Origin of the sequence: Yinghuangia sp. YIM S10712 (genome assembly GCF_051388935.1) — a bacterium.
Taxonomy (GTDB): domain Bacteria; phylum Actinomycetota; class Actinomycetes; order Streptomycetales; family Streptomycetaceae; genus Yinghuangia.
In genome coordinates this window covers 446792-465153 of sequence record NZ_JBPKBI010000003.1, presented here as the reverse complement: position 1 = coordinate 465153, position 18362 = coordinate 446792, and the positions used below count along the sequence as shown (strand labels likewise).

At 70.5% G+C, this 18362-nt stretch carries 18 protein-coding genes; 11 read left to right on the top strand and 7 right to left on the bottom strand.

Features of this window, described 5'->3' with window-relative positions; genetic code table 11:
- Positions 1-367: 367 nt before the first annotated feature.
- Together ACRX5W_RS11520 and ACRX5W_RS11515 are read right to left on the bottom strand one after the other, a co-directional pair.
- Entirely contained in the window at positions 368-949 is a 582-nt protein-coding gene (locus tag ACRX5W_RS11520) for an HD domain-containing protein (protein WP_436787928.1), read from the bottom strand.
- A 19-nt stretch (positions 950-968) separates the two neighbouring features.
- Complete coding sequence (locus ACRX5W_RS11515; RefSeq protein ID WP_436787927.1) at positions 969-2024, bottom strand: helix-turn-helix domain-containing protein; 1056 nt, start codon at positions 2022-2024, stop codon at positions 969-971.
- Positions 2025-2417: 393 nt separating this feature from the next.
- Here ACRX5W_RS11515 and ACRX5W_RS11510 point away from each other — a divergent pair, with 393 nt between their 5' ends.
- From ACRX5W_RS11510 to ACRX5W_RS11475, 8 genes are all read left to right on the top strand, one after another.
- The gene (locus tag ACRX5W_RS11510) at positions 2418-2645 is read left to right on the top strand and encodes a hypothetical protein (protein WP_436787926.1); all 228 of its coding nucleotides are present in this window, start codon (positions 2418-2420) and stop codon (positions 2643-2645) included.
- A gap of 160 nt (positions 2646-2805) precedes the next feature.
- Entirely contained in the window at positions 2806-2949 is a 144-nt protein-coding gene (locus ACRX5W_RS11505) for a hypothetical protein (RefSeq protein ID WP_436787925.1), read from the top strand.
- Positions 2950-2961: 12 nt separating this feature from the next.
- Positions 2962-4146 carry a cupin domain-containing protein gene (locus ACRX5W_RS11500; RefSeq protein WP_436787924.1) on the top strand — a complete coding sequence of 395 codons (1185 nt, stop codon included), beginning with the start codon at positions 2962-2964 and terminating at the stop codon, positions 4144-4146.
- Positions 4143-5063, top strand: coding sequence for an aldo/keto reductase (locus tag ACRX5W_RS11495; RefSeq protein WP_436787923.1), 921 nt, complete (start codon positions 4143-4145; stop codon positions 5061-5063). Before ACRX5W_RS11500 ends, ACRX5W_RS11495 begins: the two co-directional genes overlap by 4 nt.
- Positions 5047-5892: a hypothetical protein gene (locus ACRX5W_RS11490; protein WP_436787922.1), complete on the top strand. Its 846-nt coding sequence runs from the start codon at positions 5047-5049 to the stop codon at positions 5890-5892. Before ACRX5W_RS11495 ends, ACRX5W_RS11490 begins: the two co-directional genes overlap by 17 nt.
- A 382-nt stretch (positions 5893-6274) precedes the next feature.
- Positions 6275-6586, top strand: a complete 312-nt coding sequence (locus ACRX5W_RS11485) for a hypothetical protein (protein WP_436787921.1) — start codon at positions 6275-6277, stop codon at positions 6584-6586.
- 332 nt (positions 6587-6918) lie between these two features.
- Positions 6919-8151: a hypothetical protein gene (locus ACRX5W_RS11480; protein WP_436787920.1), complete on the top strand. Its 1233-nt coding sequence runs from the start codon at positions 6919-6921 to the stop codon at positions 8149-8151.
- A 213-nt stretch (positions 8152-8364) separates the two neighbouring features.
- Entirely contained in the window at positions 8365-8721 is a 357-nt protein-coding gene (locus ACRX5W_RS11475; RefSeq protein WP_436787919.1) for an immunity 51 family protein, read from the top strand.
- Between the two features lie 100 nt (positions 8722-8821).
- Here the strand turns inward: ACRX5W_RS11475 and ACRX5W_RS11470 are convergent, their stop codons facing one another.
- The 5 genes from ACRX5W_RS11470 to ACRX5W_RS11450 all read right to left on the bottom strand — a co-directional run bounded on the left by ACRX5W_RS11470 (position 8822) and on the right by ACRX5W_RS11450 (position 15587).
- Positions 8822-9721, bottom strand: coding sequence for a ParB/RepB/Spo0J family partition protein (locus ACRX5W_RS11470; protein WP_436787918.1), 900 nt, complete (start codon positions 9719-9721; stop codon positions 8822-8824).
- A gap of 160 nt (positions 9722-9881) precedes the next feature.
- A complete protein-coding gene (locus ACRX5W_RS11465; RefSeq protein ID WP_436787917.1) occupies positions 9882-11711 on the bottom strand; it encodes a relaxase/mobilization nuclease domain-containing protein in 1830 nt (609 codons plus the stop codon).
- On the bottom strand, positions 11711-12370 hold the full coding sequence (gene mobC / locus ACRX5W_RS11460) for a plasmid mobilization relaxosome protein MobC (RefSeq protein ID WP_436787916.1): 660 nt from the start codon (positions 12368-12370) through the stop codon (positions 11711-11713). Before mobC ends, ACRX5W_RS11465 begins: the two co-directional genes overlap by 1 nt.
- A 545-nt stretch (positions 12371-12915) precedes the next feature.
- Positions 12916-14043 (bottom strand): DUF2637 domain-containing protein, encoded by a 1128-nt coding sequence (locus tag ACRX5W_RS11455; RefSeq protein WP_436787915.1) that lies wholly within the window; start codon positions 14041-14043, stop codon positions 12916-12918.
- The gene (locus ACRX5W_RS11450) at positions 14040-15587 is read right to left on the bottom strand and encodes a hypothetical protein (protein ID WP_436787914.1); all 1548 of its coding nucleotides are present in this window, start codon (positions 15585-15587) and stop codon (positions 14040-14042) included. Before ACRX5W_RS11450 ends, ACRX5W_RS11455 begins: the two co-directional genes overlap by 4 nt.
- Positions 15588-16012: 425 nt before the next feature.
- On the opposite strand from ACRX5W_RS11450, the gene ACRX5W_RS11445 reads away from it, so the two are divergent.
- The 3 genes from ACRX5W_RS11445 to ACRX5W_RS11435 all read left to right on the top strand — a co-directional run bounded on the left by ACRX5W_RS11445 (position 16013) and on the right by ACRX5W_RS11435 (position 18299).
- Entirely contained in the window at positions 16013-16573 is a 561-nt protein-coding gene (locus tag ACRX5W_RS11445) for a helix-turn-helix domain-containing protein (RefSeq protein ID WP_436787913.1), read from the top strand.
- 180 nt (positions 16574-16753) lie between these two features.
- On the top strand, positions 16754-17014 hold the full coding sequence (locus tag ACRX5W_RS11440; RefSeq protein WP_436787912.1) for a helix-turn-helix domain-containing protein: 261 nt from the start codon (positions 16754-16756) through the stop codon (positions 17012-17014).
- A 13-nt stretch (positions 17015-17027) separates the two neighbouring features.
- Positions 17028-18299, top strand: a complete 1272-nt coding sequence (locus tag ACRX5W_RS11435) for a tyrosine-type recombinase/integrase (RefSeq protein WP_436787911.1) — start codon at positions 17028-17030, stop codon at positions 18297-18299.
- Positions 18300-18362 lie beyond the last annotated feature (63 nt).

Here is an 18362-nt window from a genome sequence, read left to right as displayed (position 1 = left end):
AATATGACTGGGAGTTCGCTTCTCGATCAACGATCGTCAGAAGGCTCGTGCATTGGTGACTGACAGCGACTCAGGCGGGAGTCGGGGTTGCGCGCAGTCTGGCTACGTCGCAAGGGTCGCCGATCTGCAGGCATTGGGTCCGCAGCCGAACCGGTCCGTGTGTCTCCCTGACCGGCCGAGGTGCTCCCGGAAGAAGCGTTCCCCGTGCGGCGGCCAACGCCGCCCGCTTGTCGGAGCTGAGCGTCAGCGCCGCAGCGAAATTGCTGTACGCCAGGTGGATGGGGTGCGGTTTGTTCTGCGCCGGGGCGGCTCAGCTCCTGGTACCTGCCGTCCCGTCGCCTGGCCGGGAGACCGGTTCGTGGTCGGGCTACAGGTGCAGGAAGGTCCGTTGCCACTCGGTGGAGGAGAGGCCCTCGGACGCGTTGCCGAGGGAGATCGCGGATGCGGTCTTGAGTTTGGCGCGGGTGCTGTCGACCCACTCCTGGGCGTTGGCGTAGCCCTGTTCGAGGTATTCGAGGCCTTGGATCATGCATTCGAGGCGGTCGGCGTCGTGGGCGATCTGGGCTTCGAGGGTTTCGCCGCGTTCGTATTCGTCGACGGCCGCGGCGATGCCAGCCGCGACGGCCGGGTGCGCGTCGGCGAGTTGGTCGGCGGTGACCTGGGTGTTGGGGGCGGCTTGGAGGTAGCGGCGGCCGACCCAGGGGATGTCGCCGACGCGGGTTTCCTGGGAGTCGTGGAAGGTGCACAGCAGGGCGACGCGTGCGGGGTCTGCGCCTTCCATCATCGCGAGGATGGAGCCGATGACGGCGGTGCGCCAGGAGTGTTCGGCGATGGTCTCGGGGTCTTTGACGCCGACGATCCACCAGCCCGTGCGCTTGCCGTGTTTGAGGGCTCCCATCTCGCGGAGGAAGCTGGCGGTTCCGCGGTCGTGGTCGCGCGGGTCGGTCATCGGCTGGTCCTCCACAACATCACCGGGCACTCGCTCTGAGAACGTAGTGCACGGATTCGAGTTCGCGCCGAGCTCGAGCGGAGATGCTGCTGCTGTCGACCAGTTCGTCGACGCGGCGGCCGAGTTCTGCGAGGAAGTCGTGGTCGGCGTGCAGGACGCCTTTGCGAAGGGCGATGAGTGCCCACACGGAGTGGATGTTGAGGTCGATGCAGGCGAGTCCCGGGTCGAGGCGGTCGGCGAGCCGCCGCAGGAGCGACAGGCCGTCCCAGGAACCGGAGGTGTGGGACGACATGAAGGAGTCGTCGGCGCGGGGAAGAGGGTCCAGGCCCAGCCAGTACGCCCAGTAGGCCAGGTTGGCTGCTTCGTGGGTCTCGTCGTCGGCGCAGGCCTGGATGAAGGCGTGCAAGGCGTTTCGGTCGCCATAGCGGGTCAGGGATGTGGCGACGGAGCGGGTGCCGGCCCATTCGGGTGCGGAGCGGGCGGTGCGCCGTGGGTGGCGAGTTTGCATGTCGGCGAGCCACGCGTGCGTGTCGGCGGCGGTGTCGTAACTGCACAGGTAGAGGGCCTGGCGCCGTAGTAACGCCGCCCGCTCTCCTACGCGTTGGGCGACGGCGGCGGCCTCGCGCAGGTGGCTGAACAACGCGCTCTTCTCGGCGGCGGACAGCGTCGGGCCGAGGGCGACCGGGCCCCGGCGAAGCGCCGATTGCTGAGAGGTTTTCGCGAGGGCTGCTGGCGTGGAGCCGTTCACCGCCCAGGCGATCATGTGTGTGGTGGCGCGGGTGAACACCCAGCTCCCCAACGGGTGTTGGTCGATGTTCTTGACGTCGGGGCGCTGAGTGAGGGCGTGCCCGATGACCGCGTCGGCTTCCATGGCGTCGTCGAGTGTGGCGAGTAGCGCCGGGGCGGTGCCGCTCCGCAGGAGGTGCTTGCGCAGTGCCATCAGTCGGCTGGTCTGGACGGCTGCGATGGGCCGGCGCCCGGACTCCCAGCCTTGAACGGTGGCCTTGTCGACGCGGACCTGCTCGGCGAGGCGTTCCTGGGACAGTGACGCGCCTTCGCGTGCGATCTTGAACACGAAGCCGGCTACCAGGCCGAATCGGGCGCTTCTGCCGTCGGGGCCGCCGCCAGTCAGTGTTTCTTTGCTGCGGGCCGTCCCGGAAGCCGCCATTGCGTCCTCCCCCGAGGAGTCGTCGTCGGGGCACTCGTACCCGCAGTGAGTCCTCAGCGCACGTCGCGGTGCGTAGCGTCGAACCAACCGAGCGGAACCCCTGTGTTGAGCATATGCGCAACACAGGGGTCCCCAGGACGGCGAGCCGTGGCGTTTTTCAGGCTAACCGCACGCACAAACAGCAGTGCTTCTGCCGGCTCCGGCGGCCCCAAATCGGGCGGTGCGAGGTTGACGAGGGCGCTCCCCTGTTGCGTCCGACGCCCTCGCACCGCCGTACAACCAGGAAGGAAGGCAAGGCGCATGGACGAGCAGTCGACGGACTCAACCGAGCTGTCGGTGCCGGGGTCGGTGCCCGAAATCGGGGCGATCGTGGAGACCGTCGACTGGGGACGTCAGCAGGTGATGGACGTTCTGCCGCAGCGCGACCACGGCGCCACGGTGTATCTGCGGCCGGAGGGCGGCGGACTGGAGTGGACGGTGCCGGTCTCGGCGCTGCCGCGCTTCCTGACTCCGTCAGTCACGGAATGAAGCGCTGCCTATGAGTTCGTCTGCCGCCCTTGCCCCGGATGCGGACCCGCCAGTCCGCCAGTGGGCTACGGCAGACGTGGGCGTCCCCTGGCCGGGAGCGCCCCTTCTCGGGGGCCGGTACAAGGTCCGGCTCCCACCGAGGCAAGGGAAAGGAAATCGCATGTCCGACACGACGATCCGCAACGCTGCGGCGAAGGAGGCGGACGGCCTGCTGGTCACCCGCCGTCAGGTACTGGCGGCCCGCTCACGGACCGAGCAGATGTCCGATGGCGGCAGCAGCGGCGTCTCCGACACCAACGACTGACGGCCGTTCGTCATGACCACCGCAGCTGAATCGGTGGTCGCACGCCTGGGCGGGGACTTCCTCGCCCAGGCGTTCGGCCGCACATACCGTCTGGTACCGGGCGACGCCGCCCAGGTCGCCGGCCTCGCCGACTGGGACCGGCTCAACACCGTGCTGGCCCGGCACCGGCTGGAACAGCCCCGCCTGCGGCTGTGCGTGGGCGGCGACATGCTTCCCCAAAACGCGTACACCCGCCCTGTCGTGACGCGCCGCATCACGGTGTGGCACCAGATCCAACCCGCCGCCCTGCACGAGCGGCTCGCCGCAGGGGCCACGCTGGTCCTGGACGCGGCCGACGAACTCGACGACCACATCGCTCACCTCGCGGTCGCGCTGGAACGGGAGTTCCGCACCACCGTGCAGGTGAACCTGTACGCGTCGTGGACGGCGGACTCGGGGTTCGGCGTGCACTGGGACGACCACGACACCGTCGTCGTCCAGGTGGACGGAGCCAAGCGCTGGCGGCTGTTCGGACCGACCCGCACCGCGCCGCTGCACCGCGACGTCGCGCTCCCGGATCCGCCGCCGGACGAACCAGTCGCGGAATTCGTACTGACCGCGGGCGACGTCCTTTACGTGCCACGCGGCTGGTGGCACGACGTCGCCGCCGAGGACGGTCGGTCGCTCCACCTGACCTGCGGACTGCGCACCACAACTGGCGCCGATCTGCTGGCGTGGCTGTCGGAGTCACTGCTGGAACACCCGGTCCTGCGCTCGGACGTGCCACGCTTCGGCACCGCGCAGGCACGCGACGACTTCGCCGCCGCCCTGCGTACGCTCTTGGCCGAGTCGTTGTCGTCAGGCGACGTCGTCGCCCGGTTCGCCGCCGCTCGGGACGCAACCGAGAAACCGAGGCTTGCTCCCTCGCTGCCGCACGTCACGGATCTCCCCGCCGATGCCGAGCTGCGGGTACGGCTCATCGTGGCCCGCCCCACGCTCGCCACCGACCCGGCGGGCCGGGCCGTCCTGACGGCGGGAGGGCAGGAGTGGACCTTCGCCGCGCCCGCGTACGCGCTCCTGGCACTGCTGACGGACGGCCGTGACCACTCACTCGCCGAACTCGCCAATGCCTCATCGATCACCGTCGGCCAAGCCGCGTCCGCGCTCGGCGAACTGGTCCGCGGACAGGTCGCCTGCACGTCGGGAACGGCCACATGACCGCCGACCTGGGGCTCGGGACGCATCGGTGCCCCGACGTGACCGCCTCCGCGCGGATGGCGGTCGTGGCCGGGGCCCGGTGGATCGACACCGCCCCGAACTACGCCGGAGGCCTGGCCGAACAAGCGCTCGCACCCGTATTGGCCGAACACCCGCACGTACGCGTGTCCACCAAGGCGGGCTTCCTGCCGCGCCGCGTCCTGGACGCGATCATGGACCAGCGGCTGCTACCCGCCCGCCCCGCCGGCGGGCACAGCCTCGCCCCGCAGGTACTGCGCCTGCAGGTCACCCGCAGCCGTCACGAACTTGGTTGCACGCCGGATCTCGTCTTCGTCCACAACCCCGAACACCCGCTCTGGGCGCCCGAGGTCGACGCGCGAGCAGATACGCGAGCGGTCCTGGCCGGGCTGCTGACCGCGTTCGACGTCCTGGAGGAGGAGGCGTCCGCCGGACGCATCGGCGGCTACGGAGTAGCGACGTGGTCCGGCTTCTCCGACGGCCTGCTCAGCATCGACGCGCTGCTCGCCATGGCCCGCACCGTCGGCGGGGCGGGCCACCACCTGCACGCCGTCCAACTGCCCTTGTCGTTGATCGAGTTCGCGGCCGTCGATCAGGCGTGGGCAGGTTGCGGCCCTGTTGCCGAAGCGCACGCGGCGGGACTGGACGTCTTCGCGTCCGCTCCACTGCACGGCGGTGCCGTGCTGACCGTGCTCACGCCCGCCGCGATCGACCTGCTGACCCCCGGCGGCACCGCGGCCCAGGCCGCACTCGCGCTGCTGGCGACCACTCCCGGCGTCACCCGAATCCTCTTGTCCACCAGGAGCGTTGAGCACTGGCACGATGCCGCCAGGGCGCTTGAATTCCCCGCGCCGACTCCCGACCAATGGAAGATCATCCGAGATGTATTCGCGCCCTGACCCCGCAACCGCCGACCGCATGACCGACGGATTCACCCGCGCGGTGTCCGCGCTCGACCTGCGCATCGATCATGAACCCGCGTTCTGGGGCTGGCGCGGTCGGACGCTGTCCGGGCCGGTGACCGGGTCGCACGGTCCCGGTTGGCTGCGCCTCGTCTGCGCGGTCCAGGACAAGGCGTACGACCGGCTGTGGCTCGGCCCCGAGTCCGCTCAGCAGGAACTTCCCGCCTCAGTGCCTCGGCCGTCGCTGCGTGCGATCCACGACTGGGGCAACAACGAATACGCCTATCGCGCCGAACTCTACGACCGCGTCACCGCCCAGCCCGTCACCACCCACGGTCCGGTCCTGCTCAACGACCCCGACCTGTCGACGGCGTGGTGGGGCGGGCTGGCGGAGGCGCTCGTTGGCATCGCCAAGGCACCCACTGACCGGATCGCCGTACGACAGGAGTACCTGCACCGCGCCATGCCGCAGTTCCTGCCCTTGGCGCCCGGCACCGCTTTCGACGCAACCGTCCCTCGGTGGGAAACCGCGCATGGCGACCTGCACTGGGCGAACCTGACCGCCCCGCAACTGCTCATCCTCGACTGGGAAGGCTGGGGCCAGGCTCCCGCCGGCTTCGACGCGGCGATGCTGCACACGTACAGCCTGCTCGTCCCGACAGCGACCGCGCGCATCCAGGAGCATCTCGGCGAAACGCTCAACACTCCCGAAGGCCGCTTCGCCGAACTCGCCGTCATCACCATGCTGTTGCAGACCAACACTCGCGGCGACAACCTCGAACTCGCCGACGCGCTCCACCTCCGCGCCAACCAGCTGCTGGGCTGATAGCGCTGGGCTGCACGGCGGGTGCGGATCGGCAACTGTCGAGACGTCCCTCCGAAGCATCTTCCGCCTCCGCCGAACTCGCCGACGCCGCGACGGTCTGTACGGACGGCAGTAGACGCGGTCGCACGGAACATCCGAGCTCCACCACGCTCACGAGCGGCCTGATGAGCCCCCGAGAACGCGGTGGCCGCCGTGCCGACGTCTACTTCCCGGCAAGGCGCTGCCACCGCCATCCGGCGAAGAACCTCCCACCCAGATGTAGGCGATGGGCTTTAGGCCCCCAACTGCCGCGATTCTTACGGAGCAACCATGGCAGCTGCATTCCTCCGAACGCCTGGTCTCAGCCTGGCGGTTCATTCTGTTTTGTGCAGGTGCACTACCAATGACCGTTAATGCCATGCGGGCCGTGGTACGGCTGCTCGCGTCGGAGTCATTGGCCGACCTGCCCTCCCCGAATCGCTCTGTGGAGATCCGCTGGCCCAGGGTCGCCGTCGAGCAGCCGGACGGAGGCTGCCGAACCGGGCCACTGCACCTCCGGACGAACCCGATCGAGGCCGGTCTCCTGGCGCTGGACATCGAATACGCGATCGGCCCCAAGGCGATGGCCGACGCGCGACGCATGCGGGCGCACGGCATGCTCGGCCCGGACACCGGCGTCCTGCACCACATCCTCGACCGCGTACGCGAACTGTGACTCGCGACGAGCTCGCAGCACGTGAGTTACCCGGAGCCGAAGGTCACCCCAGCGCCCGCCCCCCGTACTGGCGGCCGTCAACACCGCTGCGTGCGGTCCCTTCTCGGCATCCGTCTCGTCGAGCGCATTACAGCTTCGGCGGTTTGAAGAAGGTGGGACAGGCCCATACCGGCATGCGCTTTACCCTTCCGCGTGCTTTGGAGCCGCCTCGCGCCGCGCCTGCTGGGATGGCCGTGGCTCGTACGTCGTGACGGACGCCGCGGTGTGATGGAGTGGGGGCGCTCGCCGGCCTTGGCCCGTCGGTGTCGGTCGGATGTGAACAATGACAGTGCATGACGATCATCAACGCGCTCGATGGTCTGGACGCCGTCGACTGGGCGCGGCTTGAGCATGCCTACGGGCCTGCGGAGGATGTGCCGGACCAGATTCGCGCGCTGTGTGCGGACGAGGCGGCTGTCCGCGAAAAGGCGCTGGGAGCCTTGTACGGGAACATCTTTCACCAAGGCTCCCGCTACGAGGCCTCCGCGCACGCCGTGCCCTTCCTCGTCGGTCTGGCGGCAGACACCAACACGCCCGAGCGGGGCGGGATTCTCGCTCTCATCGGCTCGCTCACGGTCGGCTACGAAGGGCACCTTCCGCAGGGTGTGGACATCATCGGCTGGCGGGCGGAGGTCGAGGAACTGCGTTCCGGAGACCGTGAGGAGATGCGGCGCCGCGTCGAGGAGTGGGTGGCTGAGGCGGTGGACGAAGGTGACCGCCGGGTGCGCGAGATGCAGCTGCGCGTGTTTGATCCCGACGCGTCGTACCTCTACGCGCGGCACGAGTTGGCGGTATACGACGCGGTCCGGGCACAGGTGCCCCGGTTGACCGCGCTGCTGGACGACCCTGATGCCCGTGTGCGCGCGGGCGCGGTCTACGTGCTGGCCTGGTTTCCCGAAGAGGCGCGGCACATCGTGCCGCGGCTGTACGCGCTGCTTGCCGTGGAGCGTCTGCCGTCGGTGGTGGCCGGTGTCTTGGTCGCCTCTGCGCTGGTGACCTCTGCGGACGACGCCGAGACGGTCGGCCTCCTTCGACAACGGATCGGCGCCGACGAGCCGTTGGTGCGCTGGGCCGCCGCAATCGGACTGGCCCGTCTGGGCGCGACGGACGAGGAGGTGGTCGCGGTTTTGGCGGCGGCTGTCGTCGAGCCGCCCGAACAGGACGCCCCCGGTGTCGCCTTCCACGCTGGAGACCTGCGGGGCTACGCCTCGGTCGCCTTGGTCGCCATGGACCGGACGGTTGCGGTCGGGGCTCTGGACGCGTTGTTGACGGGTCTGGCACGGACGTCGGGGCCGTCGGCGTTCGCGGTGACCAGTGCGGTGCTGTACGTCGCCTTCGGCGCGGACAAGCCGCGTCCGCTTCCTGCGTACGACGAACTCGACGACGTGACACGCAAGGTCGTGCACGCCCTGGCCGAACTGGACGAACGGACTTGGCGATGGGGCAACTTCCTGCTGATGCTCGGCCCGTACAACCTGCCCCGCGACAGAGCGGAATGCAGGCGGTACGTCGGACTGACGGAGTAGCGCGTGTCGGTGCCTCCCTCTCTTGGCGCAACGAGATCCGGGGCACCCGACGCGCGCGGGGTGTCGCTGGCTTGTCGAGGAGCGAACAACCGTCGCTCGTCATGAAGTACAGGCCAACAGCCGCGCAATGCCGCAGCTTTTTTCCGTGGAGGACCAACGCGGACCGGCACCGAGGGGCGACCGCACGTCCCCGCCACCGTCTACCCTCCACGCGTGATCGATCACGAGATATTGGCGCCGCTGACCTTTTTCGAGAGCGACGAGACCCCTGGTTCATACAGCCTGCTTCTCAGCGACTTGGCCGAACCACGTGTCATGGCGGTGTTCGAGGAATGCGGGCAGTACGGCAACGGATACGGGTGGGAGGGCGTGGCCCGCTCGGCGGTCCGCAACCGCGCCCCCGAGCTCGACGGCCGCTTCGACTACGACTGCGAAGCAGGCATGTTCGCCGCCTACGGCCAGGACCCGGAAGCGCTCCGCGGCCTGGGCTCGATCTTGCGCGACGCGTACCTCGACGACGCCCTGCTGCGGGACCTCATCGAATCCGGCGACCCCGACGAATTCGACTGAGCCGCGCAGGAACTGCCGGCTCACAGAGGCGCTCCCCGAACACGAAGCCACGCAGTACGGCATGACGCCTCCGCCGCCGATCGCAGGTGGCCACCCGCAGTCAAGCGGCTTCTGGGTTCGCTGCGTTCGCCTCGGTGGGCGGGGCGACGGTGAGCAGGTAGCGGGCGAGGGCTCGGGCGGCGGGGTGCATGTCAGCGAGGACTTGGTGGGTGAGGTCGCTGTCGGGGTGGGCCTGCAGGGCGGTGACGGCGTGCCAGCTTGCGTGGATCTGTTCGAGGTCGCGGCGGATTTGTTGGTCGCGGAAGGTGAGGTATTCCTCGGCGCGGATGAGGGCTTCGGTCCAGGTGATGTCGCCGTCTTGGGCGAGGTCCGCGAAGGGGGTGCCGGTGTCGCCGTCGTCGGCGCGGGTCGCGTCGACGCGGTGGACGGCTTCGCGGTCGGCTGCCTCCTTCCTGCGCTGGCGGGCTGCGGTCTCGGCGTCGGCGAGTGTCATCTCCTCCTCGCGGATGCGCCTTGCCAGGTCGGGTGCGGATGCTTCCAGGCTGGCGAACCGCGCTTGGTGGTCGGTGATTGCGGTCTTGCGTCGTCGGGCGGTGGCGAGGGCTTCGTCGAGGCTGATAGCGCCGGTGCGGACGTGGTCGGCGAGGTCGGAGGCGTAGCGCAGGACGAAGTCGGCGTCGGTGACGCGGGAGCGGCTGAGTTGGGCGGCGTTCGCGGTGGCGCGCAGCGAGTGGCGCGTGCCTGAACGCGCTATCGCGGCGATCATGGCGCGCTGGCCCTGGGTGACGTGGCGGCGGTTGATGTTGGCGCCGAGGATGTACGCGGCCGGGTTCGGGCCTTCGTAGGTCGTGAACGTCGGCTGTACGCCGGCGCGGTCGCAGGCGGCGAGGCGGTTGCGGCCGTCGAGGAGGACGCCGTCCGGGTCGAGGACGATCGGGAAGAGCAGGCCGTGCTCGGCGATGTCGTCGGCGAGTTCGGCGAGTTCGTCTTCGGGGAGCATCGGGAAGATCGCTGCGATCTGGTGGACTTTGATTATGGGTGCGGCGGTGCTCTGAGCCGGGGCGGGCGGGGCAGCGGTCGACTGGTCGGCGGCGTGGTCGTCGGCGGACGGGACAGTAGTCAGGGCGGTCTCCGTAAGGGTGGATGTCGATCGTGGTCGGCTAGCGGGTGCGGCGGTTGGCTGGTGGTGTCGTCGGCGGCCCTGTCGGGAGGCCGGTGCCGGTTCGGGGCGCGCTGGTAGTGCGCGTGCCGGTGCGTCGGCCTGCGGACTTGGTGTTGCTCTCGCGGCGTGCGGCGGCCGGATGGGTTCTCGCGAGGCGGTGGATGCGCCAAGTGAGTACTTCGGCGGGGTTATCGGCGCTGTCGAGTTCACGTCGGGTGACGGCGTGGTCGAGGAGCACGAGCGGGTGGTGGCCTCGCTCGATGCCGTGGTGAAGGGCCGTGGTCAGCGCGGCGATAGCGCCATCTGCGAGCACCTTCTCGGCCAGGCCGGGGCCGGCGCGTCGGGTGAGGACGAAGCCGGTCAGTTTGGCGTACTCGTCGGCGAGCAGGGGGCGTGGGGCGTTTGCAGCGAGGCGTTGGAGGGGCCTGGGGGCGGTGGCGCGGTAGGCGGCGCGCAGGTGGTGGGCGGCGGTGGCGGCGGCGCGTGCTTGGGCCTGGTGTTTGCGGGCTTGGTGCCAGCGGCCGATGGCGATGACGGTGAGCAAGGCTGCGGCGATCAGGTCGGCGATGACGTACTCGGCGCTGGTGTTCGGGCTGAGCACGGTGTCGGCGAGCGCGCGGACTGTGCTGCGCATGGCACGGGCGTAGGCGTGGGCGGCCTTGCCGGAGGTGCGGGCGGCATGGGCGAACGCGTCTGCAGCTTGGCGCAGTTCGTGTCGGGTCTCGATGGGGAGCGGGTGGTTGCGCAGGGTCGGCGGCAGGATGTGGAGGAGTTCGCCGACGGTGGCGCGGAGCGCTGCGGCGACTTCGTCGGGGATCCGGGCGTCGTCGGACGAACGGTCGGTCTCGGCGCGGGAATGCGTGCCGCCGTCGGGTTCGGCGCCGATGTGCAGGAGCGCGGTGATGCGGTCGAGGTGGGCGGCGGCGCGATCCCATGGGTTCGAGGCGGTCAGGTCTGGCCACTGTGAGGTTGCGCTGTTGTCTGCGGTGTCGCCGGTCGTGCCGGTGAGGCGGGCGTGGATTTTGGGCCAGGACAGGTCGGGGGCGAGGGTGCTGCCGGCGAACCAGACGGGTTCGCCCTTGGCGTTGAGATCGTCCGGCAGGGCGACCTTGTAGCCGTGGATGACGCCTTGGGCGTCGCGGGTGGGCTCGACCAGGATGCCGTGGCGGTGGAGGAGGGCGAGGAATTCGTCGGGGTCGGCGGCGTATGCGGCGGCGGTGCGGACGAGGGTCTGGAGCTGTTTGCGGGGGAGGCGGCCGGTGCGTTTCGCTTTGTGCTGCTCGGCTTTGCTGGGGCGGCGTGCTGCGGTGCGGTCGCGTCGGTCGAGGCGCCGAAGACCGTAGTCGCGTTCGATCAGCCGGGCCTCCTCCTGTGCGTCGATGCCCTCCTTGAACGGGTGGTAGGCCTCGCCGTTCGACCGGACCAGGGTGGCGGCGATGTGGATGTGGTCCTCGGCGTGCCGGACCGCGACCCACCGGCAGCCGGGCAGGCCGCTGTCCGTGCCGGCGTCGATCCCGGTCGCCTTCACGATCCGGCGGGCGACGTCCCCCCAATCGGCGTCGGTCAGGGTGCGGTCTTCCGGGGCGGCGCGGACGGAGATGTGCCACACGTGTTTGGTCGGTGCCTTGTCGCCGGCGCGTCGTACCGGCAGGTCGAGGAGCGAGGAGAGTTCCTTGAGCGTGGCGTCCGCGTCGCGTCCGGGGTCGGGGGCGAAGCCGTCGTAGGACGCGACCAGGTGCGGGTCGGTGTGCTCGCCGTCCTTCGGCCCGTACAGGTACGACAGCAGCCCGATGGTCCGGGCCTCCTGCTCGTGGACTTGCGGCCACATCAGGCGTCCCGCCCTTCGTCGGAGCGCCCCGGACAACCGTCGGCGTCGGGGCGCGGGGCGTCCGGTGTCTCCGCAGTGGCCCCGGACCGGATTGGGCCCGGTCGGGCGGTGGGGCGGTCGGAGTGGTCGAGGACGGCTCCGAGGGCGTGGTCGATCCGCCGCAGTGTCCGTCCGAGTTCGGTGAGCGTGCCCGAGTGCATTCCGGTCAGCCGGTCCCCGGTATTGCGTTCGGCGGAGATGCGGTCGGTGTTCCAGGCGCGGGCGATCTGGTTCATGTTGGTGCCAATCCGGCGCAACGCTTCGTGGGTGTCCGTGAGCGCGCGCATGAGTTCGTCGAGCTGGTCGTCGCGGCCCGGCTCGGTCTGCGCGGCGGCGGTGCGCGCGGCGCGCTCCAGCCATGCCGCGGTGCTGGTGTAGCCGTCACGGGCGGCGGCGGCCTCGAAGTACGCCTTCTCGTCCGGGTGCACACGGAACTTCAGCGTGCCCGTGCGGTGATTGCCGCCGCCGGCAGCCGAGGCGGACTTCCCGGCGGTGGAGCGCCTACGCGGGCGCCTGCCGCGCTTCGAACCCGAGGCGGGGGCCTCGGGCGTGGCGGACGCGCGGCGGCGCACACGTGCCGACACGGCGCGCTCGACAGGCGCGACAGGCTCGGCGGACACGGTGGGGTTGACGGTGTCGGCGGGCGTGGCGCGCTCGGCGGGGGCTTCGGGCTGCGCGTGCGCGGGCGGGTTCTGGTTCGCGGTCGCAGGTTTGGCCTGCGCGACGCCACCCCCTTCCTGTGGCGCCCCCTCGCGCCGCTCCCCGCCCCTTGGGGCGGGCTTCGCGAAGGAGGCCCCTTTAGGGACTCCAAGCGACCACCTTGCTCCCCCCGTGGAGGGCGAATCAGTAGAGCTGGCAACGGTGTTCACGTCATCAGACCCGCCCGGCTGCGGGGTTGGGGGTTGCTCGGGAGCACGGCGCGCGGCGCTGTTCGGGGCGTTGCCGACCGCGTTCGGGGAAGGCAACGGGGCAAGCGCCGATGGAGTGCGCGGAGGGGGTGAGGTGTCGGGCTGCGGGGGCTGGGGTGAGGCGTTGGGCACGGGCTTCCTGGGGCGGTGTGGATTGGCGGTGTCGGGCCGAGCGCAAGGGCGTTCCGGGCTCGGCGAGTTGCGTCCAGGCTGCTTCCACAGGGTGTGGACAAGAGTTCGGCGCCGGACCGGGCAGCTCAGGACGAACGCAGTTGCGCCATGAGCAGGGTGAGGCGGTCATTGCCGACGGAGAGCCCCTCGGCGCGGATGGCGTCGCGGACTGTGGCGCGGCTGACGCGTCCGGTGTCGGCGACGGCGCTGCGCGCGACGTCGAGCAGGACCTCGTCGTCCGCGACGGGCCGCCGACCCCGACGCGAGGACCTGCCGCTTGGCGAGGGGTCCGCGGGTGTTGGCCCGCCGAAATCCGGATTGGCACCGATGTCCGCGGCTCGTCCGGATGAGTCTGGAGCGGACACCCGCTCGTGGCGCGTGCCGTCCGCCAATCCGGTCAGCAGCGGGCCGCTCCTGTCTGTGGCAGCGGACTGACCGGAATATGCGTGCGGCTCGGAGGGCTGGTGACCGCTATTGCGGTCGGACGGCGTCCGGTACTGAAGCGGCATCGGGTTGGTGTCCGCGGGACCGGTCGGGCTGTCGGTGCCCCGGTGATCAAGCTGACCGGGGACGCCGAAATATTCGGTCGCTCCGTCGACATCGGGGAGTCGGGTTCCCGGTGGAGCGTCCGAAAGGGCGGCCACCGTGGTCGCCGTGCCGGTGGCCGTGTCGGGACGCGGTTGGTGGATGAGCGTGTGGAGATGGACGGCTCCGGCGAGCGCGAGCGGGGCGACGGCCGACAGGACCCCGACGACGGTGTCGCCGAGCCGCAGCCCGGCGCCGTCATTGTGAGTGCCCGGCCCGGAGATGAACGCGAGTTCCTCTTGGTTCAGGACGACGGCGTGCAGGACGTTCGCCCAGATGCTCGCGCCGGTCGCAAGCGCGAACAGCAGCCACACATAGGCGCGGGCTGCGGGGCGGGCGCGGCGCATCAGCAGCAGGGCGCGGACGCCGTACGCGATGAACCCGTCGACGATCAGCGGGAACAGCCAGGTCAGGGCCGGGCGGACGTGGGCCGCGGCGGCCATCTGCCGCAGCGCGTCGTACGACAGCAGGAACCCGGCTGCGGCGAGGCCACCGACGGCGACGCGGTCCCACCATCCGGCTGGGGTGGCGCGGTGCGGATGTGGTGCGGGTACGTGGGCGGTCGGGTGCAGGGCAGGCTCCAAGGGGTCGAGCTGCGGCGAGGTGGTCAGGCGCTGCGGGAGTGTCACGACGGGCTCTCGGACGTGTCGGAAGCAGGGCGGCCGTCGGCCTGACAGGGGCCGCAGAGACCGCCCCACCGGTCGCGTCCGGTGCGCGTGCGGCATCGGGTGCAGCGAGGCCGCAGTTGTTCGTTCGAGCTGCGTGGTGCGATGACGGTTGGCCTCGGCGGGACGGCCCGCGTCGGCGGTGCGTCGTCCCGGTCGGCGCTGGCGCGGTGTAGGCAGGCAGTGCAGTGCTCGCCACCGGTGCCCGGGAGGCGGCAGCCGGGGCACAGGCCGTTGACACGGCGCTCGGGCTCGGTCGCCGCTGCTTCGGCGGCGCGCTGCGCCGTGGTGGTCCGGGCGGTGCCGTGGCCGGTGCGCTCCTCCGACCGGCGGTCGGTGTTGCGGTCGCGGCGGCGTTCAGCGCAGGCTCGGCAGGGCGCGCCGGTGTCCAGGTCGGTGCCGTCCTCGCAGCGGGCATGGCCGCATTCCCCGGCGCGGACCAGGGCGACCGCGACGCCGACGGGGCGGTCCATGGTTCCGTCGGCATGGCGGGCTGCGTGGCCGTGGGCATGCCAGCGCCGCGCGACGCGGTGGGCGAGCTGGTCCGCGGTCCGCTCGGCCAGCTGGGCGCGGATCGCGGTGATGAGGGCGCGCGGGGCGCGGGTGCCTGCGGTCGCTTCGACGGCCTGCGTCAGGTCGCCGGGGTAGGCGGCGAGGACACGGGCGACGTCGGCGGGCAGCAGCGGGCTTCGACGGGGTCCGGGCTTCTCCGTCTGCGTGGTGGTGTCGGACGCGGCGCCGCCGCTCTCGCGGGCCGGACCCTCACCTTGGTGAGATGCCCTTCGGGCGTCAGCGGCGCTGCGCGCCGAAGGCGCCTCTGGAGAAGGGTTCTGGACAGGGTTCTTAATAAAGGGCAGCACCCGTGCTGCCACCCCCGCAGCATGGGTGCTGCCACGGGTAGCAGCATGGGTGCTGCCACCCCCCGCCTCGTGGAGCTCGGTCGAGGTGCTCGCAGAGGTGGCAGCATCGGTGCTGCCACCCCCGGTTTCGGAGGTCTGCGTGTCGGCGGCTTTGGCGCGACCGGCTCGGGGGTTGACGCCCTTGGCCACGCCGCCCTGCCGTGGGATCCCCGCCCGCTGCTTGGTGAGACGGCGCGCTGCGGTGCGTTCCTTGGCCACGTCCGCTGCGGATCTGCCGGGTGGCAGCGGGTCGGTCCAGGAGCCGTTGCCCTGGAACATGACCCCGGCGTCGTGCAGGTGGTAGACGTTCGCGTCGCTCACTCCGGCGCGGTCGGCACGGGCCCGGCGCTCGACGGTTACCAGACCGCCGGCCTCCAGCTCGTCGAGGGTGCGGTCCAGGGTCGACAGGTGGACGCCGAGCTGGGCGGCGAGTTCCTTGCGGTACGGCTTGCCCGCGCGGGTGTCGCGGCCTTGGGTGTCCGCGTAGGACACGAGGATCGCGTAAAGCGTCCTGGCGTTCGCGGAGTAGCGCGGGTCGCACATCCACCGCGAGGCGACCATGCCGAAGGGCAGATTCCCGCCGCGGCGGACCTCGGGCTGGAGGCTCATCGCGTCACCCCAGCTGCGTCGCCGACCTTCGGGATCGGCCCGCCGGCGCGGGTGTACTCGGGTACGGCGCGGCCCGGCCCCCGTGTGGGGGCGGGCGTGGTGCTGCCTCCGGCCGGCGCGGAGGATGGCGCGCAGGCCGGGAAGCACGTACTCTGGCGCACGAGACTCCTGACTCGACGGCGCTGGGCGGCTACCCGGCACCGTTCGTGGATCGTCCTGGGATGGGCGGTTATTCGGTCTCTTGAGGCCCTCGGTGTTCGCAGCACCGGGGGCCTTGTCGCGTTCCAGGCGGTCGCAGTCCGCCCGGGTGATGCCCTCTCTGCATAATTCCATCTGCATAGCTTGCTTTTCTGCTCGCATCACTGTACTGTCCACGGGCGTACGATGCAATGCGCATCGGGAATGATGCTGGAGGAGATGTCTGGGTGGTGGAAGCGACCAGCCCCAGGGGCCTGCCCGTCGAGGCGGAGGAGAACGCCGCGGCGCGTATCCGCGCGTTGCGGGAGGCCCACGGCTGGAGCACGGCCACGGTCGCCGAGCGCATGACCAAGGCAGGGCACCCCATCAACCAGTCAGCCGTGTGGCGTATCGAAAGCGGCGAGCCGCGCCGACGCATCAACCTCGATGAGGCGATCGGCTTCGCCAAGGTTTTCGACATCACCGTCGAGCGGCTGATCGCCCCGCCCGACGATGCCGCCGTCGAATACCTCAACCGGCTGATCCACACCTACATCGCGACTTGGCGGGCCGCCGACGCGACCCGGTACGGCGCGGCCGAAATCCGTGCCGGCATCGATGCCACCCTGGCCGCCACCCCCGAGCTGCGCGACGTCGTGGAGGGCATGCTCGCGGAGGCTGTGGAGGCAGAAGAGCGGGGCGAATTCCGGCTCGCCCTAGCCCCCGAGGCCCATGAGGAGGAGGGCATCGCGCATCTCAGCACGATGGCGCGGCTCCGCACTCCGCCGCCCACCTTCGACGAGCCCTGACCCGCCCAACACCCTTTGAGCACACCGGTGCTGCGAACACCGGACGCTCTCCCCGAACCCCGGCCCTGCGTTGCTGTGAACACCGCACAGCCGGACATACCCGGCGCCTACGCCGACCGCCCATCCCAGGAAATCCACCACCGTGCCCTAGCCGGGACACGGTGCTAAGGAGCTGCGTTGTTGCCGCACCACACCACCGCGCCCTCGACCGCACCCGTCGGCCTGCCCGCCGCCCCGGCTGCCGATGGCGATCCCACCCTCGTCCTGCTGACCGTCGTGGAAGCCGCGCGCCGCCTCGGCGTCGGCCGGACCACCATGTACGCGCTCATCGCCTCCGGCCAGATCACCTCCGTGGTCATCGGCCGCCTGCGCCGCGTCCCCGCCGAAGCCCTTCCCGCCTACGTCGCCTCCCTGGTCGCCGACCAGGCGCTCGCGGCCTGAGCAGGGCAGCGCCATGACCAACCCGAACACCAGCGCGGACAACACCAGCGTTGGCAAGTCCCGCGAATCCAAGCCCCGTCAGCCCAACGGCGCCTCATCGGTCTTCCTCGGCAACGACGGCCGCTGGCACGGCTACGTCACCGTCGGCGTCAAGGACAACGGCAAGCCGGACCGCCGCCACGTCTCCTCCCGCTCCCGCGCCGAGACCGTCGAAAAGGTCCGCAAGCTGGAGAAGGCCCGCGACGCAGGTCAGGTCCGCAAGGCCGGCAAGCCGCTGACTTTGGAGGCGTGGCTCACCCGCTGGACCGGCGAACTGCTACCGCTCGCCGTCGACAACGGCCTGCTGTCCGAGAACACCGTCGCCGGATACGAGGTCGCCGTCCGCGTCCACCTGATTCCCCGGCTCGGCGCGCACCGCCTCACCCGGCTCGAACCCGTCCACCTGGAACGCTGCTACGCGGCGATGATCAAGGCGGGCAGCGCGCCGGCCACCGCGAACCAGGCCCACCGCACCCTGCGCGTCGCGCTCGGCGAGGCCGTCCGCCATGGCCTCCTTACCGACAACGTCGCCAAGAACGCCAAGCCGCCGCAGCCAGGCGAGCACGAGGTCGAGCCGTACACCGTCGAGGAGATCCAGCAGATCCTCCTGATGGCCGCCAAGGGCCGCAACGCCGCCCGCTGGGTCATCGCGCTCGCACTCGGCCTGCGCCAAGGCGAAGTCCTCGGCCTGATGTGGACCGACATCGACCTCGACACGGGGATTTTGTACGTGCGCCGCTCACGGCTCCGCCCGAAGTACGCCCATGGCTGCGGTGACACCTGCGGTCGCAAACCGGGCTACTGCCCCCAGCGGGTCCAGGCCCGGCGCGAGACCAAGGACACCAAGTCCCGTGCCGGCCGCCGCGCGATCGGCCTCCCGGACGAACTGCTCAAGCTCCTGGTACGCCACCGCGAACTCCAGGACACCGAACGGGAAACCGCCCGTCAGATGTGGACCGAGACCGGCTACGTGTTCACCTCACCCACCGGAGCCCCGCTCAACCCCAACACCGACTACCACCGCTGGAAGGAACTCCTCACCGAAGCAGGCGTGCGCGAAGCCGCCTTGCACGACGCCCGACACACCGCAGCGACCGTCCTGCTGCTCCTCGGCGTCGCTCAACGCGTCGTGATGCAGATCATGGGCTGGTCCTCCGCGTCCATGGCTAAGCGCTACCAGCACGTCGTCGACCCGCTCCTCCACGCCACCGCAGAGAAGGTCAATGACCTGCTGTGGGGCCCCTGACGCCGCCGCTTCCGGCTCGGCGGCGTGAGGTTCGTGTTCGCGGGACCCGGTCATTCCGGGTCC

Bases quoted from the DNA above. Each gene is read 5' to 3' on its own strand.
- ACRX5W_RS11520 (WP_436787928.1), bottom strand. From the start codon at position 949: ATGACCGACCCGCGCGACCACGACCGCGGAACCGCCAGCTTCCTCCGC.
- ACRX5W_RS11510 (WP_436787926.1), top strand. From the start codon at position 2,418: ATGGACGAGCAGTCGACGGACTCAACCGAGCTGTCGGTGCCGGGGTCG.
- ACRX5W_RS11505 (WP_436787925.1), top strand. From the start codon at position 2,806: ATGTCCGACACGACGATCCGCAACGCTGCGGCGAAGGAGGCGGACGGC.
- ACRX5W_RS11500 (WP_436787924.1), top strand. From the start codon at position 2,962: ATGACCACCGCAGCTGAATCGGTGGTCGCACGCCTGGGCGGGGACTTC.
- ACRX5W_RS11495 (WP_436787923.1), top strand. From the start codon at position 4,143: ATGACCGCCGACCTGGGGCTCGGGACGCATCGGTGCCCCGACGTGACC.
- ACRX5W_RS11490 (WP_436787922.1), top strand. From the start codon at position 5,047: ATGTATTCGCGCCCTGACCCCGCAACCGCCGACCGCATGACCGACGGA.
- ACRX5W_RS11485 (WP_436787921.1), top strand. From the start codon at position 6,275: ATGACCGTTAATGCCATGCGGGCCGTGGTACGGCTGCTCGCGTCGGAG.
- ACRX5W_RS11480 (WP_436787920.1), top strand. From the start codon at position 6,919: ATGACGATCATCAACGCGCTCGATGGTCTGGACGCCGTCGACTGGGCG.
- ACRX5W_RS11470 (WP_436787918.1), bottom strand. From the start codon at position 9,721: ATGCTCCCCGAAGACGAACTCGCCGAACTCGCCGACGACATCGCCGAG.
- ACRX5W_RS11465 (WP_436787917.1), bottom strand. From the start codon at position 11,711: ATGTGGCCGCAAGTCCACGAGCAGGAGGCCCGGACCATCGGGCTGCTG.
- ACRX5W_RS11450 (WP_436787914.1), bottom strand. From the start codon at position 15,587: ATGAGCCTCCAGCCCGAGGTCCGCCGCGGCGGGAATCTGCCCTTCGGC.
- ACRX5W_RS11435 (WP_436787911.1), top strand. From the start codon at position 17,028: ATGACCAACCCGAACACCAGCGCGGACAACACCAGCGTTGGCAAGTCC.